This window comes from Niallia sp. FSL R7-0648 (assembly GCF_038007005.1).
Classification (GTDB): Bacteria; Bacillota; Bacilli; order Bacillales; family Cytobacillaceae; genus Niallia; species Niallia circulans.
Window position 1 is genome coordinate 2,349,664 of sequence record NZ_JBBOWE010000001.1, and the last position, 16,842, is coordinate 2,366,505.

The 16,842-nt window shown below is 34.0% G+C and carries 15 protein-coding genes; 6 read left to right on the plus strand and 9 right to left on the minus strand.

Annotated features, from left to right (window positions below; all coding sequences use genetic code 11):
• Positions 1–28: 28 nt before the first annotated feature.
• Positions 29–298 carry a DUF6123 family protein gene (locus NSQ89_RS11375; protein WP_047940419.1) on the minus strand — a complete coding sequence of 90 codons (270 nt, stop codon included), beginning with the start codon at positions 296–298 and terminating at the stop codon, positions 29–31.
• A gap of 179 nt (positions 299–477) precedes the next feature.
• A complete protein-coding gene (locus tag NSQ89_RS11380) occupies positions 478–957 on the minus strand; it encodes a divergent PAP2 family protein (protein WP_047940418.1) in 480 nt (159 codons plus the stop codon).
• A 109-nt stretch (positions 958–1,066) separates the two neighbouring features.
• Here NSQ89_RS11380 and sspL point away from each other — a divergent pair, with 109 nt between their 5' ends.
• Positions 1,067–1,201 (plus strand): small, acid-soluble spore protein L, encoded by a 135-nt coding sequence (gene sspL / locus NSQ89_RS11385; RefSeq protein WP_047940691.1) that lies wholly within the window; start codon positions 1,067–1,069, stop codon positions 1,199–1,201.
• 233 nt (positions 1,202–1,434) lie between these two features.
• On the opposite strand, the gene NSQ89_RS11390 is transcribed toward sspL, so the two are convergent.
• Entirely contained in the window at positions 1,435–2,307 is an 873-nt protein-coding gene (locus NSQ89_RS11390) for a 5'-3' exonuclease (RefSeq protein ID WP_235844428.1), read from the minus strand.
• Between the two features lie 222 nt (positions 2,308–2,529).
• Here NSQ89_RS11390 and NSQ89_RS11395 point away from each other — a divergent pair, with 222 nt between their 5' ends.
• Together NSQ89_RS11395 and NSQ89_RS11400 are read left to right on the plus strand one after the other, a co-directional pair.
• Entirely contained in the window at positions 2,530–2,901 is a 372-nt protein-coding gene (locus NSQ89_RS11395; RefSeq protein WP_047940416.1) for a GntR family transcriptional regulator, read from the plus strand.
• Positions 2,894–3,031, plus strand: a complete 138-nt coding sequence (locus NSQ89_RS11400; protein ID WP_341132633.1) for a hypothetical protein — start codon at positions 2,894–2,896, stop codon at positions 3,029–3,031. Before NSQ89_RS11395 ends, NSQ89_RS11400 begins: the two co-directional genes overlap by 8 nt.
• 25 nt (positions 3,032–3,056) lie before the next feature.
• Here NSQ89_RS11400 and istB read toward each other — a convergent pair whose 3' ends face one another.
• Both istB and istA read right to left on the minus strand, forming a co-directional pair.
• Positions 3,057–3,773, minus strand: a complete 717-nt coding sequence (istB, locus tag NSQ89_RS11405; protein WP_341132107.1) for an IS21-like element helper ATPase IstB — start codon at positions 3,771–3,773, stop codon at positions 3,057–3,059.
• A 2-nt stretch (positions 3,774–3,775) separates the two neighbouring features.
• Positions 3,776–5,269 (minus strand): IS21 family transposase, encoded by a 1,494-nt coding sequence (gene istA / locus NSQ89_RS11410; protein ID WP_341132106.1) that lies wholly within the window; start codon positions 5,267–5,269, stop codon positions 3,776–3,778.
• A gap of 133 nt (positions 5,270–5,402) precedes the next feature.
• On the opposite strand from istA, the gene NSQ89_RS11415 reads away from it, so the two are divergent.
• Both NSQ89_RS11415 and NSQ89_RS11420 read left to right on the plus strand, forming a co-directional pair.
• Positions 5,403–6,191, plus strand: a complete 789-nt coding sequence (locus NSQ89_RS11415) for an ABC transporter ATP-binding protein (RefSeq protein ID WP_341132634.1) — start codon at positions 5,403–5,405, stop codon at positions 6,189–6,191.
• Entirely contained in the window at positions 6,188–6,907 is a 720-nt protein-coding gene (locus tag NSQ89_RS11420) for a hypothetical protein (protein WP_047940414.1), read from the plus strand. The genes NSQ89_RS11415 and NSQ89_RS11420 overlap by 4 nt, the downstream gene beginning before the upstream one ends.
• A 180-nt stretch (positions 6,908–7,087) precedes the next feature.
• Here the strand turns inward: NSQ89_RS11420 and NSQ89_RS11425 are convergent, their stop codons facing one another.
• Together NSQ89_RS11425 and NSQ89_RS11430 are read right to left on the minus strand one after the other, a co-directional pair.
• Positions 7,088–7,954: a sulfurtransferase gene (locus tag NSQ89_RS11425; RefSeq protein ID WP_047940413.1), complete on the minus strand. Its 867-nt coding sequence runs from the start codon at positions 7,952–7,954 to the stop codon at positions 7,088–7,090.
• Between the two features lie 28 nt (positions 7,955–7,982).
• Positions 7,983–11,570 (minus strand): dynamin family protein, encoded by a 3,588-nt coding sequence (locus NSQ89_RS11430; RefSeq protein WP_341132635.1) that lies wholly within the window; start codon positions 11,568–11,570, stop codon positions 7,983–7,985.
• A gap of 626 nt (positions 11,571–12,196) precedes the next feature.
• Here NSQ89_RS11430 and NSQ89_RS11435 point away from each other — a divergent pair.
• Positions 12,197–12,649, plus strand: coding sequence for a chemotaxis protein CheX (locus tag NSQ89_RS11435; RefSeq protein WP_047940411.1), 453 nt, complete (start codon positions 12,197–12,199; stop codon positions 12,647–12,649).
• A gap of 453 nt (positions 12,650–13,102) precedes the next feature.
• Here the strand turns inward: NSQ89_RS11435 and NSQ89_RS11440 are convergent, their stop codons facing one another.
• Both NSQ89_RS11440 and NSQ89_RS11445 read right to left on the minus strand, forming a co-directional pair.
• Entirely contained in the window at positions 13,103–14,605 is a 1,503-nt protein-coding gene (locus NSQ89_RS11440; RefSeq protein ID WP_369988352.1) for a carboxypeptidase M32, read from the minus strand.
• A 308-nt stretch (positions 14,606–14,913) separates the two neighbouring features.
• Positions 14,914–16,827 (minus strand): ATP-dependent DNA helicase, encoded by a 1,914-nt coding sequence (locus tag NSQ89_RS11445; RefSeq protein WP_047940409.1) that lies wholly within the window; start codon positions 16,825–16,827, stop codon positions 14,914–14,916.
• Between the last annotated feature and the right edge of the window lie 15 nt (positions 16,828–16,842).

Below are 16,842 nucleotides of genomic sequence, written 5' to 3' on the forward strand. Positions count from 1 at the left end.
CTGGATGGAAAATAATATCCCTCTTTTTCTAGAGGGGAAATAAGTGATTTCTTTTTATAAAGCCGATTACTTCTTTTTTTGTTTTCAATTCGTTGTCGTTAAACATCTCGAGTAAGGAAACGAAAAAACTGCCATCAAATTTTTTTTGTATTTTTAAAGTACATTCAATTGCAGTTATGACAAGTTCATCTGTAGCATTTGTATATGCTTTACCAAAATAAATAAAACCTATCACATCTTCACCAAAGGAAAAGCCTTTACTTTCTAAAAAGAGCAAAAATTCCTCTACCGTTTTCAAACTTAACGTACATTCCCCTCTATCCTTTTACCTATATGTTACTTTATATCACGACAATTTTCTAGCTTTTTCAACATTTTTCCGTCTCTTTCCAAACGTTTGTCACCTATTTTTCTTATTCTAGTTATACAATTAAAAAGGCTAGAGAACATAAGAACTTTATTTCTCTAGCCTTTCGTTTACCACCGCAGTAATGAACGTTTCTTTTTTGTAAATAAATGTCCAAGAAAACCAACTAGTACCCCTAATAAAGCTCCTCCTAACACCTCTTGAGGCTGGTGGCCAAGCATTTCTTTCAGTTTTTTTGGCTGCTGCTCCTTAAAGGCGATATTTTTGTCTTTATTAATTTTATCGACTAACTCGCCTAAATCATTTACTTTTAATGTTAATTCACCTGTTTGTCTTCTAATCCCTTGTGCATCATACATAACAATTAAGCCAAAAATTAAAGACAAAGCAAAATCAATTGTTGGTAAACCACGCTTTAATGCTATAAATGTTGTAAGAGAAGATACGCCTGCCGAATGAGAGCTTGGCATACCGCCTGTTTGAAAAAACAAGCCTTTATCCCACTTCTTTGTTTTTAAAAATTGTATAGGTATCTTTAGAAACTGTGCCAACCCAATACTAATTAAAGCAACATAAATGCCCTTATTCATCGTCATCACCTCTTTTAAATAGTCTCTTTCTTTATGGATGATATTATTCTTGGTTGTTCATACTATGAATGAATTTTTATTTCCACAACTAGTTGATGAGGTGAATATAATGAGTAAAAACCATGGAAACAGAGGAAAAACAGCTGGAGGAGTAAATCCACAAGGCTACGGTCAAGACGCCGATATAACTCCATCTCCAAAAAGTAAATTGGAAAATGCAGCGAAAAAGAAAAATACAAAATAATGATATTCCAGTAACCTCGCTATGAGGATGGGGCTGTATTAAAGCCTCATCCAGCTTCTCTTATTCTTTTCCCCCTTCTTACAAATTTATATAGACATAGAACAAAGGAACAGAAAAAGTTATGCTGTAAAAATGTAAATGTCTAGTTTCCCTTTAAAAAACAAAACGAATAAAAAAAGATTATACGAAACATTCCATTAACATTCCGCCTAATCTTTTGGGTTAATCTGTTATTAAAATAAAGTAAGTGCTTCTTTCTTTTCTACGTAATGATGAAATCTTTTAAACTCTAGCTCTTCGAATTTTTTTACTGCACTTTCTGGATTGATATTTAGATAACTTTCTTCTAACAAACAGCTCACTGGTACGTCACATTTAATTTCTGCTAATTGCCTACTTAAATGGAGAATTTCAAGATCCGCTTCAATCTTTGTTCGTTGTCCCTTTGTAAGAAGGGATAAATTAGCTAGAATTCCTTCGATATTCTCATGAACTTGCAGCAGCTTCAATGCTGTTTTTTCGCCAATGCCTTTTACTCCTGGGTAATTGTCGCTTGTATCGCCCATTAAGCCTTTTAAATCAATCATTTGTTTTGGCGTTATTCCTTTTTCTTCTTGAAAACTAGAAGGTGTATAAAGCATATAATTACCATAGCCTTTCTTTAATAGAGCTACGGAAATATGGTCATCTAATAATTGAAGGATATCCTGATCTCCTGTAAGAATAATGACATTTGCTTCCCCTTTCATTTGCTTTGCGATCGTTCCTATACAATCATCTGCTTCAAATCCTGCTACACCTATATTCGGTACATTAAAACTTTCGACAACTTCCTTTACTAAATCAAATTGTGGAATGAGTTCAACTGGGGCTTCCGAACGATTCGCTTTATACGAAGGATACATTTCTGTGCGAAATGTTGTACTCCCCATATCCCAGCAAACCGCCACATGAGAGGGATTAAAATGTTCAATCGCTGTGAAAAAGTGTTTTACAAAACCATGAATCGCATTTGTTGGAATTCCTTTTGTATTGACCATAAATTGACCTGTTACTGCTGTAGCAAAAAATGCACGAAATAATAGCGCCATTCCATCTACTAACATTAGGTTTGCCTGTTTCTCCTTGTTCAAAATGCATCTCTCCTTTATATCCATTAGTTCATTATAACAGAATCTCCAAAAATTGTGGCTGGTAGCTTTTTCTTTTTCTATTACTTACTTAAAAGAATAAATATCCGCTTAAGTATATTGACAATATTTCGTTATTATTTTATAGTTGATTACACAACTAATCAACCAATCAACAATATAAGGAAGGGGCAGATCGTGAAAGCTGTTTTTGATGACTCAAAACCTATTTTCCAGCAAATTTCAGATATGATTGCAAATGAAATCGTCGAAGGTGAGTTGTTAGAAGGTGACCAAATTCCATCCACCACCGAAATTTCTAAATTTTATCAAGTGAATCGTGCAACGGTACAAAAAGGGCTTGCTGCATTAGTGGAAGCTGGATATGTATATAAGCAGCGCGGAGTTGGAATGTTTGTTTCTAAAGATGCTAAGCAAAAGTTACTTGAAAAGCGAAAAGAAGAATTCTACAACGATTATTTAAAACCAATGTTTGAGGAAGCAAAGCGTCTTGAATTAAAAAAAGAAGAATTATTAAAAATAATTAAGGAGGATTATAAGCATGATTAAACTCGAAAATGTCTCTTTTTCATATGGAAATACGCCTGCTCTGCGGAATGTAAGTATAGAGGAAACAGAACCAATCATCATGGTGGATTTGGCAATCAAAAAATGCAAGAAACGGTCATTACTTTTGTAACCACTGCCAACATCATTATTTTCATTTAATCTCGCATACTAGAATTGCGATATCGATAACTTTCACCAGTGAATATCACCAGATGAGAATGGTGAATAAGACGATCAATAACCGCTTCTGTTAAAATTTGATTGCCAAATACATGGTTCCATTGGCCAAATTGAAGATTCGTTGTAATAATGATGCTTTTTCGCTCATAACACATCGAAATTACTTGGAATAACAGTTCGGCTCCTTCTTTTCCTAACGGAATATAACCCATTTCATCGAGTACTAATAAATCTAATTTCTCAATTTGCCCCAACAACCTGGCTAGTTGGCCCTTTTGATTGGCATCCACTAACTGATTCACTAGACCTGCAACCGTGTAAAACCGGACTTTATGGCCAAATCTAGTTATGGCATTTAAAGAAATCAGTTTACTTAAATATGTTTTTCCTGCACCCACACCACCATATAAAATTAAATTTTCCTTTTCCTTAATGAATAGCCCCTCGTAGATACTCTCTTTTGAAATACTTTTAGGTATTTGAACATGCTGCCAGTCAAACGTTTCATTTCCACCTTGCGGTAGATGTGCTTGTTTCAAGAGTAAATTAATCCGAGTTTGTTCGCGTTGTTCAATTTCTTTTTCAAAAAGCTGTTTTAGGAATGCAATCTGTTCTTCGGACAGATCATCACAATGCATTCGCAAATAGCTTAATTTTAGCCGTTTTGCGTATTCTTGAATCGATTCGCTCATGATCACACCTCCGTTTTAAAGAAGTCATTATAACGATCTGCACCACGTGTGATTTCGGGCATTTCAGGTAATGTGATGGCTGGTGTTATATTTTGATAATCGTTGTCATCAAAGATAAGTGCGTTAAAAGCTTGTTGAATATGCTCTGCTTTTGGATGACCTGTCTTTTGAGCTATCTGTAAAGCTTCTGTAATTTTATCTAGGTTATTAGTTTTCATTAACTCCGATAGGAGAGAGAAAGCAGACTTCTGTTCTTCCTCTGTACACGCTTTTAAATACAGGTTCCACTCATCAGGTAAATGATCATAAATACCTGAATATTTAATTGCGCGTGGCCTTTGAGAAAGTAGTTTTAGATAAGGTTGCCAAACCATTGATTTGGCCTTGCTGCCATAAAGTCGAGAATGAGTGACAATACATTCATGAGTTTCACTTAGAATACGTACTTCATTAAATGTCACTTCGACGACCACTTTCTTCTGTGCAAATCGTGGCGATGTCGAATACAATTTATTATCTATATGTACAATTCCACTTTTATCAGCCTTTGCAGTGACAATACGAGCGCAGTTAAATATTTTTTCGGGCAGTAAAATATGAGCTGCACATGTTAATTCGTGTAAGGATTCTAACGACTCTTGCTTTAGGTAATGCTTCCGTTGACGATTTCTTTCTGCCTTTTCCCATAGAGTTTGATTAAACTCTTCCAAGTCTACAATTGTATTAGCCGGCAATAAGAAATTATTCCGGACATATTTCACCATATTTTCTACATGTCCTTTTTCGTTTCCCTTTGCTGGATTACAGAATTCATATTCAAAACCGAAGTGCAGCACGAATCGCTCGAACATATCTGTTAATTCTCTTTCACCACGGGCATGAATTTTCTTTACAGCGGGCGATAGATTATCAAAGCGAATCGTTTTCGGTACGCTCTTCATATGTTGAAAAATGCGTTGTAATCCTTCTAGAAGACACTCGGTATTTTCCGAAGGAAACACTTGAAAATAAAAGGTATTGGCATCTGGAAATGACATAACGAGAAACGGTAGTTCGATCATTTCATTTAAATATTTAAATGGTGCTTTTCCGAAATCTACTTGTGCTGTTCCAGGAATCGTTTGCAGCGGTAAAGAGGCACCCTCTGCTTCTTTCGCTAATTCCTTTCTCCGGGCTGAAACATAACGTCTTACTGTACGGTCCCCACCTTGAAAATCATGCTCTTCGATTAGTTGGTTATACATACGTTGTGCAGTACGTTGAAACTTCTTTTTTAGCTTTAAATCCTCACGAATCCACCCATCAATAATATGCTTTACTGGATCCAAGATAGGCGAGGGACGTGTTTGTTTGTGTTTTTGGGGGAATTCTTCTTGATCCGCATATTTTTTTACTGTCCGTTCATCGTGCTGTACTTGACGAGCCACCTCGGCATAACTTTTCCCTTTTTGGTTTACTTCATGTCTGATATAATTGATTTCTACCACTTGTAACATCTCCTATGTATCCTCCTGTCAAACGTTGTTGGTCCAACGAGGAGTTTACTTTTATTGGATGATGTTGGCAAGTGGTTTTTTCATGCACAAATTAATGTCCGAAAGGTACATTTTTATAATGCCATAACCAATCATGGGGCTCTGGGGTCGAAATGGTTCTGGTAAAACAACGTTTATGAAACTTTTAGCGGGTATGGAGAATATTGATGCTGGAAGAATCAATGTAAGTGGGATTACCCCATATAATAATACAGAAACAATGCACAATATCACTTATATACAAGAAAATCATCCATTCTCTATTCTTTGGAATGTCGAAGATGCCTTATATTTCGGTCCATTATTTAATAAAAACTGGGATGCAGATTTAGCCGAACAGCTGGTTTCTCTTTTCGAACTTCCACGAAAAAAGAAAATCAAGAATTTTTCTAAAGGAATGCAAACGATGTTACAAATCATCCTTGGGTTAGCTAGTAAATCACCTGTAACGATCATGGACGAACCTACAAATGGACTGGATGCTCATATGAGAAAACAGTTCTATAACGCACTTTTAAATACGTATGAAGAAGATCCACGTTTAATCATTTTATCGACACATCATATTGATGAAATGGAAGCATTGTGTGAAAAAATTGCCGTCATTAACGAGCAGACAATCGTACGATATGAGGAAACAGAAGAATTAAAGAGTCGTGGGATTCATTTATCTGGATTAGCTTCAGCAATCGAGCCTTTAATAGAAGGATATCCCATTTTAGAGAAAAGAAAACTCGGAAAACAAATGACTGTGATGATGGACGACGTCTATTCGGACAACTGGATATCCAAAGCAAAAGATGCAGGTGTTACTATAGAAAAAGCTAAATTACAGGATTATCTTGTTAACTATACAACAAGAAAAGAGGGACAAAAAATATGAATACTTTTACAGGACCATTCCGATTAATGATGCGCGAAATGAGCATGACATTTTATATCAACGTTTTTATTACTTTTGCTCTGTTTGTTTTTTATAATGTTCTAGGATATATGGGTGTAGCAGAATCTGGTTCCTTTATCTTGTTCGGTCCCCTATTTGTCGTTTTTCTTTTATACCCATTTATTAATTTTAGTGGTTATCAATATATCCTTTCATTAGGAGGGACGAGAAAGCAGTTTGTATTAGCTTTCTATCTTTCCGCAGTCATTTATAGTGTTTTGGGTGGAGTAATTCTTAATTTATTCTATTTTTTCACTACCCTATTAACAAGCAGCAATTATCTTTTTCATTTCGCAAAATTCATCCATACCACGAACTGGCTTATTTATTTTTGGATAGATTTTTCTTGGATTTTCTTTTTATTTAGTTTAGGAATGATAGCAAAGACAGTTTGGTTTAATTATGGCACAGCATTTTTACTCGCTGTATCTACAATACTGCTAATAATCGGAACAATTGCCGTAGTTTTTGGTGACATGAGCTCTTTAATAACTACATTTTTGGAGCATCATTTAAAATTTGTTACCATCTTATTTGGATTATCAATCGTTTTTCTTTTATTATCTTATTCCCTAATGAAAAATGCGCCTTTAGAAAAAGGGGGACGGTTGAATTTCAAACAATATAAACAAAATAATTTAGTCATTCATAGGTAAGTACACTATAGATAAATAATAGAATATAAATATTGAGGACAGCCTCTAAAAAACTTGCGAGAGCATTCGGATCCGCCGCAAGGAAATAAAGCCAAACAATCACTTAAAAGTTTGAATGTTTGGCTCTATTTTTGTTCATTTCCCGTATTCATCAAAAGATAGTCTTATTCTCCATATTTTTCAAAGGGAATTTTCCTCTTTCAAGTCAATTGGCGAACAGGTTTCAATTTCATTTTCTTCATAAGAAATCCAATCACTAAAGCTGCCTGGATAAAGCTTGACCTTATCTAGTCCAGCCATTTTTAAGGAAATATAATTAGGAGTAGCAGTAATGCCAGAACCACAATAGACAATATATTCTTTATTCGCATCTAGAGAAGAGAATCTATTCTTTTGCTCCCTTTCTGTTAAAAAGAAGCCGTTCTCTATCCCTTCTGTCCATACAAAGTTTATTGCTCCTGGGATATGTCCCTTTTTTTTATCAATTGGCTCTATTTCTCCTGTATACCTTTTATGCTCTCTAGAGTCAATCAATATCTTATCTTGGTCTTTTGTTTTTACTAGTGCTAAAACCTCCTCATAAGTGGCAATCATATGAGACTGAATAAGAGGAGAAAAATTACTCTTTGAAAATGCAGGGACTTCTTGTGAGGTCGGATAGTCCTTCTTTAGCCATTCCTTATAGCCACCATCTAAAATATATGTTTTCGAATGACCTATATAGTTCATTAACCACCAAAGTCTTCCGGAAAATGCCCCTTCTCCATTATCATAGGCGATGACTGTTGTATCTTTACCAACCCCTATATTTTCTAACTTATGAACAAACTCTTCTATGGCTGGCAATGGATGCCGTCCCCCATGATTACTGATTGGATCGGAAAGATCCTTTTCCAGATGAAAATAAACACTATTTGGGATATGACTTTTTTTATACCATTCTGAACCTGCATCAGGATTCTTTAAATCACAGCGACAATCAATCACTCTAATCGCATCCTGATCTATGTTTTTATTTAACCAATCAACACTTTTTACAAATTCCATCATTATTCCTCCACTACTGTTCTCATTTCTAGTTCGTTTGCTGCGCAAACTCTGTTTGTGTTGATTCTTTAATAATCCACTCTAGTTTTTCAATATTTTCATGTTCAGTTAATAACGCTGTTTTTCCATCATAATATTCGGCTACTTGTTCTTTTAGATTAACAAGAAGTATATCAAAATGTTGTGCAAATAATTCTTTATAAATAGCAAAAAAGGAGTTAATTTGTTCTTTTATATATATGTTACCATGCTCATCAACCAATTGTTCCATTTCTACTCCCATATTCTTTCGTTCATTCTTTTCAAAAAAACTCTTCGGATTTTTGTAATATTTCATGCCAATTTTATTAAGGATAGTATCTAATTCTTTAAAAGGGGCATGGAAAGTTATATTAGATTCTAACTCTCTTTCTATTTCTTCTTGTAAACGAATTTCTTCATTAATAGACTGAATCAAATGCCGAACTTCCTCATAACCTTCTATTCTTTGTTTATAAAAGAGTTGATCTAGTCTTAGGTTTACTGCTCGTAACTCTTGTTCAAATTCAAAATTCAATTGAATGAGAAACGAAGTAGTCGCAAGCGATAATTCCCTTTTCTTATTGTCTCCTCGTAAGATTGATGGATGATAAGCTTCCTTCATTAATTCATGAAAACGAAACATCACTCTTTGCTTTAAATAAAACAATTGTTCCTCTACTTCCATTTTGAATTTTGCCAGTGTATCCTGGAAATCTTTATTTTCTATTTGAGATAGAATGATCCGTTTTTCCTCCTTCAATCTCGATAACTCTTGTTCTGCTACTTCTTTTTTCGCAAAAGTTGATTCTACCAATTTTTTTAATAAATCTATTGTTTCCACGTAATCTTTCTGAGCAGATTGAAGCATCATGGACAGCCACTCATGTTCGATAAAGTCATACATTTGCTCTTCTGCTTTTTTCATCCACTTTCCATAAACATCATGCTTATAATAGAGACTAGAAACAGGAAGAATTCTTGGCGAACGTATCCCGTATAATTGCAATTGTTCTTGTAGATACTCCTCTACTGCTGCTTGCTCTTCTTCATTCTTTGCTAAATCAATTGCATTAATGACAAAGAATATTTTATCTTTTTCAAAAGCATCCTTTAATCGTCCAAGCTGCATTAAAAACGCGCGGTCTGCTTTGGAAAATGCATGATTATAGTAGCTGACATAAAAAATACAATCCGCTTTTTTCATAAATTCAAAGCTTAATTCCGTATGTCTGCTGTTAATGGAGTCTCCTCCTGGAGTATCAACAAGTGTTATTCCTTTTCTCGTAATCTTACAATCAAAATAAACATCAATGGATGCCACAAAACAAGAGGTCTCTTCTATTGCCACATAATTTGCAAGTTCTTCTAATTCAATGTTGATCTCACTGCCTAAATAATGACGATGGTCAGAATACCCTTTTAGGAAAGCTTGAAGATAGCGAAATTCATTGGCATATCTCTCCATTGGATTAGCCGCGAGCGTGTTTATTATCTTTTGTGCAGCTTCTAAAGAACTTGCCTCTTCCTTCACTAGCTGTAAATAGTCATTTATTTCTCTAAGCATTTCTGACTCTGACTTCCATTTAACAATAACTGTTTTATGTGGATGTTCGTCATCAATTGGTAATATTCTGTTTATTGTAGCAGTTGTTGGGTTTGGTGACACAGGCAAAATGGGATAATCAAGTAATGCATTGGCAAATGAAGATTTTCCAGCACTAAAAGCTCCAAATAAGCATATAGTATATGTTCGATTTTCAATAATGGCAGCTTTATGGAATAAATTTTTCGCTATATGCGCAAATCCCTTTACTTGTTGTAGCTTGCTGCTTAAAAAACGCAGCTGTTTTAATAATAAATCTGTATCCATTTCCTTACTTTCGATTTGTTTTTGAACTTCAGCAGGTTTTATATTCTTTTGTACGGTTTTTGTTTTAGGAGAGGATAGTGACCGATAAGTTATCTCTTCCTCGTTAGTTTCAAGTAACCTTCGCAAAATGCTCGCATCCACGTTTTGTATTTCACAAAGATGTTCAAGCTCTTCTTTCCACTCTTGCCATTTGGTCTCCATCTCCTCTTTTTTCATCTTACAGTTTACAAACTCTTGCCATTTCTTCTCTTCTTTTAAAAGATTTTCTTTTTCTTTCTGTAATTGCTGCTGTCGTTGTTCTTTCCATTGATTAAAGAGTTGGGTGATTTCTTTTCTGAAAGACTGCTTCAAATCATTTTCAACTGTTTCACAATAGACTAGAACATAATTTTCGGAAAGCTGTGCCTCTTTATTTACTAACGCTTTTAATGTCTGGGTACTTAAAATAGATGTAAGTCCTTTAATTTGCGAAAAGAACTCTGCCTTACCCTGTTTCTCAAAAAACTGAGATAATGGTGTTATTAATTGAATTTGAACAAGCTTTTCCAATTCTATGTAAAAAGTTGAAAGTCTATCTTCTCTTTCCCTTTGCGTTTTGCTTTTACTGCCAAATAGGCCAATTTTAAAATTTTTCTGTTCTGATTCTAGATATAATTTAGCTAGTTCCCGAAGATTATATGGCATGATATAGGCATTCTTAATAATCGAATGCCACTCATTTTCTAATGACATCACTGTTTTATTTTCATCCTCATCCATTGTTTGGATGGCTTTTTTGGTTGTCTCTAAGGTTGCTTCTAAAGAATGATACTCGTCTTCTGTTAATTCTAATAATTGGTCCTCGAAGGGAGCGATTATTTCAGCATTCTTTGTTTCTATAAAGGAAATATGATCTTTATATAGCTTTTGAAAGGATTCTTCCAGAGAGTAAGGCAGTATTAATTCTTGTTCTTCCATTTTTCTCATAATATAGTTCTTTAATTCTTTCAATCCTTGATAGAAAGAATTCGTTTCGATTAAGGTGGTAAAGAATATTTTCTCTGGCTTTATCCCATAAGATAAAAAAGAATCATATACACTTTGCTTAAAATCTGCAAACGAAATTTCTGCTTCTCGATGTTTATCCATCTGATTAACAATTAACACAAATTTCTTACCTGACTCCACAAGCTGCTTTGTAAAGTCAAAGTTGATTTCCGACTGAACATGATTATAATCAACTACATAAAAAATAATATCTGCAAGATGAATACTAGATTCCGTTGCTAATTGATGAGCTTGATCTGTACTATCTATTCCTGGGGTATCCATTAAAATAGCATTTTTTATTAGCAGCTCCGTATCTAATTGAACCTCTAATTCTTTTATATTTTCCACTCTTTCTGCTGCCTGTAAAACTGTTTTGATATCAAGCACTTCTTTGTAAACATCTGCTTGATTAGAATGGTATAAAACTTTCAGCTGCTTGCCACCCTTTTTTACTCGGATTATATTGGCTGTTGTGGGAATAGGACTTGTTGGTAAAATTGTTGTACCAACTAGGTTATTAATCATGCTTGATTTCCCGGCAGAATAATGTCCACAAAAAGTTGCAATAAATTCTTGTCTTGTCGCTTTTTTAATAAGCTCTTGTAATCTTTGCGCAGTTTGTTGATCATCATATGCCAAAAAATATTGGTAAAATGCTGCCCATTTATGTAATGTGTCTATATTCGTTGAAAGCATGATATACTCCTTTTCATCTATGTATTTCTTTTATTTTAACTATTTTCCACATAACAATAAAGTAAAATAAACTGAAAATTGAAAGCGAAGACAAAATAAACTTGGTCCATTTTCCTTATTATTCGAGGACTTCTGATACTTTTGACGTTAAGATAAGAAAATATTTTTCGATTATTATTGTTTAAATAAAAATAAAAAACTGTTTCTCCTTTTCAGCACTCCTACAAGCAGGTAAAAAGTGCTGAAATGAAAAAACAGTATACAATCCTTTTATATTAGTTATTTCTATTATTTCGTAGCTTTTATAGTATTATGTAAAACGTATTTCATAACAAATAAATAACTGATAAGTGTCAAACCAATTGGAAAAGCAATCATTCGTTACACCCCTATCTTTTTAGCTGAGAATAATTCTCTATCTCAATTAAATAATATCACTATTGAAAATCATTTTCAATAAGAAAAAAGTTATTCAATTTTTAGTATTTTTTCCCAAAAGACCTGATATATCAACAAAAATAGGAAATATGTACCATGAAAAACAACCTATTTACCGAAAAAAATATAAACAAAATAGGTCTAATTTATGATAAGATATTTTTATCAGACGGATGGGGGAATAGTAAGTGACATTAACAAAAAGTACTACTGAAATTTTAAACGCAACTATAGAAGCTGTAAAAGGTGTTATTCCCTGCGAACAACAAATTGAGAAGCCAAGTTTAACTGTATCACCATTTATTTTACAATCTTTAGGGGTTTTAATAGGATTAACAGGTGATTTCCGTGGTCGAATTATTATCGACGGAAATGAACAGGTTTTTGGTAAGATTGGCGAATCCATGTATGGAATGTTCTTGGAAGGGCCAATGCTGGAATCTTTCTCTGGGGAATTAGGTAATATGCTTGCTGGAAATTTATCTACATTTGTATCTCAAAGTGGAATTGAAATGGATATTACACCGCCTACTGTTTTAGCAGGTCAAACGAAGCTGTCAGGGTTTGATAAGGCTCTAACCCTGCCGATTTCACTTCAAAATATTGGTCAATTAAACATAGTGCTAATTTTAGAGAATTAAAGGATTGTTTCAAGAATCTTTTAGCTTGCAGAATTTTTTTGTCTCATAACTAGTTTGTTATTTTCCATATGATGATCACTCTTATTGCATATTATCATAGAACAAACGAAAAAAAGCAGAATAAACATTTTCTTCTGCTTTTTTTACTGTTTACTTACTATCCGTATGGCTTTGTACTTCTATTTTTATTAGATTCTCCGCTTTATGCCCGCAGCATTTACATATTGTCTTTTCTTTATAGATAGTCAGGCAGTAGCTACAATAATAATTTACCATATAAATCACACCCACTTCTTCATAAACATATATTAGTATATTTATCATTTGTGGAATATGTGCGGAAACGAGAGAAGTTTAACCGTTTTGCTTATATTCTGGTTTATTGAGAGCTACTTTTATAAAATACATGCCCCAAAAGTTAAGTTATATTATCACGATTGAGGAATATATTTATTACAGATCTAGTTGATAAACATCACTATACTTTTTGTATAAATAATCAATTAAATATTGGGCGTTTAATCCTTCCCCTGTTACATCCTTTAATATTTCGAGCGGTTTTTTCATTTTCCCAAAACGATGAATTTTTTCATTCAGCCACTCTTTAACAGGAAGCAAGTTACCCTGCTCTAATAAAGCATCAAAATCAGGTATATCTTTTTCCATCACTTGCTTTAGTTGGGCAGCATACATATAGCCTAGAGCATAGGATGGAAAATATCCAAAGCTTCCCCCTGCCCAATGCACATCTTGGAGTACTCCTTCTCCATCATTTTCAGGAACTACCCCTAAATAAGATTGATACTTTTCATTCCATATCGCCGGCAAATCCTTCACTTCGAAATCACCATCAAATAAGCCTTTCTCAATTTCGTAACGAATCATAATATGTAATGGATATGTTAGCTCATCTGCTTCAATTCTAATCAATGACGGCTTGGATTCATTAATAGCTCGATAAAAGTCTTCGACACTCACATCATCAAATTGACCATTAGCAAATGATTTCAAAGCTTCATAATTATGCTTCCAGAACGCAAGATTTCTTCCCACAAAATTTTCATAAAATAGTGATTGGGATTCATGAATACCCATTGAGGTACCTGTGCATAATGGTGTTCCGATAAGCTCTTTCGAAATATTTTGTTCATACAGTGCATGACCTGCTTCATGGATTGTTCCAAAAACCGCCACTCTAAAGTCAGATTCATCATATTTAGTTGTAATTCGAACATCGCCAGGATTGATTCCAGTCGCAAATGGATGCACCGTTTTATCTAAACGTCCAGCGTCAAAATCGTATCCTACTTGTTTTAATACATCAAGACTAAATGCCTCTTGACTTTTTGCTGGAAATGTCTGATATAAAAAATCAGTAGTCGGGGGATTTTTTGAAGCCGCAATTTTATGAACTAACGGTATAATTTTATCTTTTACATCTAAAAATACTTCATCTAAAACAGCAACTGTCATACCAGGCTCATACATATCTAATAAAACATCATATTTATTTTCTTTATGTCCCCAATATTCAATGAATCGTTTATTCATCTCTACTAATTTTTCTAAATAAGGCTGAAACAAGGAAAAGTCCGCTTTTTCTTTCGCTTCTTCCCATACACTTTCCGCTTTTGATTGGAGCATCACATATTCTTTATGTTCCTCTGCAGGAATTTTTTTATTGCGATCAAATTCCTTTTTCATTTCTTCAACTGTCTTTCTTGTAATTGGTGATAATTGAGCTTGGATACTTTCCTCAGAAAGGACAGTAAGATAGGATTCTAGCTCTTCAGAAGTTGATAATTCAAATAATTCAGAGGATAGGACACCGATTACTTCTGTTCGTTGGTCTACTCCCTTTTTTGGGGCACCTGTACGTAAGTCCCAGTAAATTAGAGCAAGTGCTTCATTGTAAGCCCCTATCTTCTTCACATAATTTATAAATTGTTCTTCCATTTCTTTTTGATTAATAGACAATATACTCTCCTCTTTTCTTATCTGTATGATTTTATCTTAACATATTGTTTGGAGTTGAGACATAAGTAATCCAACCAAATATAAAACCGAACAATTAGATGAATGTGCCTTGAAAACCTTGTATAATTGTATACTTTTTCTTCCTAATAAAGAAGATTTGTAGTTATCCCTTGCAGAATCGGCCCATCCTATAAAAGAATGAACATACAAAAAAACTCATAAGATTATTCATGCATTGTTCGATAACAACTTAGAATTTCTTATGAGCCTTTTTATTATTGAATCAATTACATTGCTGTTACTGGTAAAGCCTCTATTACAGCATTCTTTACTAGGCCTGCTACATTTGCATCCATACATATATGAATCGTACCTTTATCTTCATGTGTACGGATTAAGCGACCAACACCTTGACGCAGCCTTAAAACCATATATGGCAAATCAACTTCTAGAAAAGGATTTTCTACATTTTCACGCTTACTTTTATAAACCGGATCATTTGGAGGGAATGGCAAAGAATAGATAAATACGTTTTCTAATGATCTTCCAGGTACATCTAGTCCTTCCCATAGATTTACTGCACAAAGGATTGAATTTTCCTCATTTTGAAATTTTGAAACAAGGGTACTAATTTCTCTTTCCCCCTCAAAGTATATCGGTAAGGAAAATTCCTTTGGCAGATTGTCCTTAAACCTAGCTAAATCTTCTTTACTATTGAAAAGAACAAGAGATCGACCTTCTGCTTTTATTAACTCTTCATAACAATATGCTTGTTTTTCTGTGTCTTCATTCTGATTGAATGACTTAATATATACAGCCATATTCTCTTCATAATCAAACGGAGAATCAACAGAAAACGATAAATAATCAGCTGCGCCAATACTTTTGGCCATATATTCAAAGGATTTATTCTCAGATAATGTTGCCGAAGAGAAGATAATCGGTTTTTGTTGACTAAATACTTCTTCTTGCATAATATCTTGAACAAGTCTTGGCATAATAACAAGCGTTCTTTCCCCGTTATTTTCCTCAAACCAGGTTATTCCATTCATTTCCTTTAAAAATAGACCTAACGAATGAGAAATCTGCTCTAAATACTCTTCTACCACTTTTAAGTCATACTCATTGATAACATACATTTCACTTTCAAAGACAAGCTCTTCTTCTAGCTCAGAAATATAGCCTGCCAATTTTTTACCTGCTTGGATTACTCGATCTGTTTTTTTGATTTCCTGTTTATCTGAACCTTCTGTTTTATAGGATGCATCTGTTAGTTCTCTAAAAAACTGTTCATTTTGATAAATAGTTTCCTCAATAATATTTAGGGTTTTCTCACGTACATCGTTTGCCATTAAACGTGTTAATAGATTTTCTAAGTTTTGCTCTGTCAATCTGTATGTTAATGCACTTTGGGCAGCATATTCTAATAAATGTCCTTCATCAAAAACAACACAAGCACTATCAGGTAATAAAGGAAGCTGTCCTTCTCTTTTTCTAGCTTCTTTTGTCCAAATATGTTCCATATAAAAGTCATGGGAACAGATGATTAAATCTTTAGCATTACGATAATAATCTCGATGTAATGTCTGCCCACAGCGATGGCGTTTATCACAAGTAAAACAATCTTGCATGGAATCCCATGCTACCCCTTCCCAATCCTTATCATTTAAATCTGGATAATCTTTTCTGTCTCCATATGGTGAAAAAGATTGTAATGATCCTGTTCCGTGCACAAAATCTGGAAGGCTGTCATAAATTGTATTATACGTATCTTCCAATGTAATTTTTTGATCCAGTTTAGTTAAGCATAAATATTGGTTTCGTGATTTAGCTAAACGAACATCAATGTTTAATCCAAGCGCCTGCTCTAACTTTGCAATATCGCCTTCTTTTTTTACTAGCTGTTCAATTAACGTCTCATCTGAACAAGCAATAATGGCAGGCTTGTTTACATAACGGGCATAACAAATGCTATATAATAAATAGACAAAGGTCTTTCCAGTTCCTACTCCAGCCTCTGCAAAAATTGTTTTCTTTTCCTTAAACGCTTTTTCTAATTGATAAGCCATATATACTTGCTCATCTCGTAGTTCATAACCTGCTTCTGGAAGAATGTCATAAAAGACATCGCCAATCCACTCTCCCAGCTTCTCATAAAATGATTCTGTTTTTGATACTTCAAATGGCATGCTATTTTGCATGTAAACCCCTCCGAC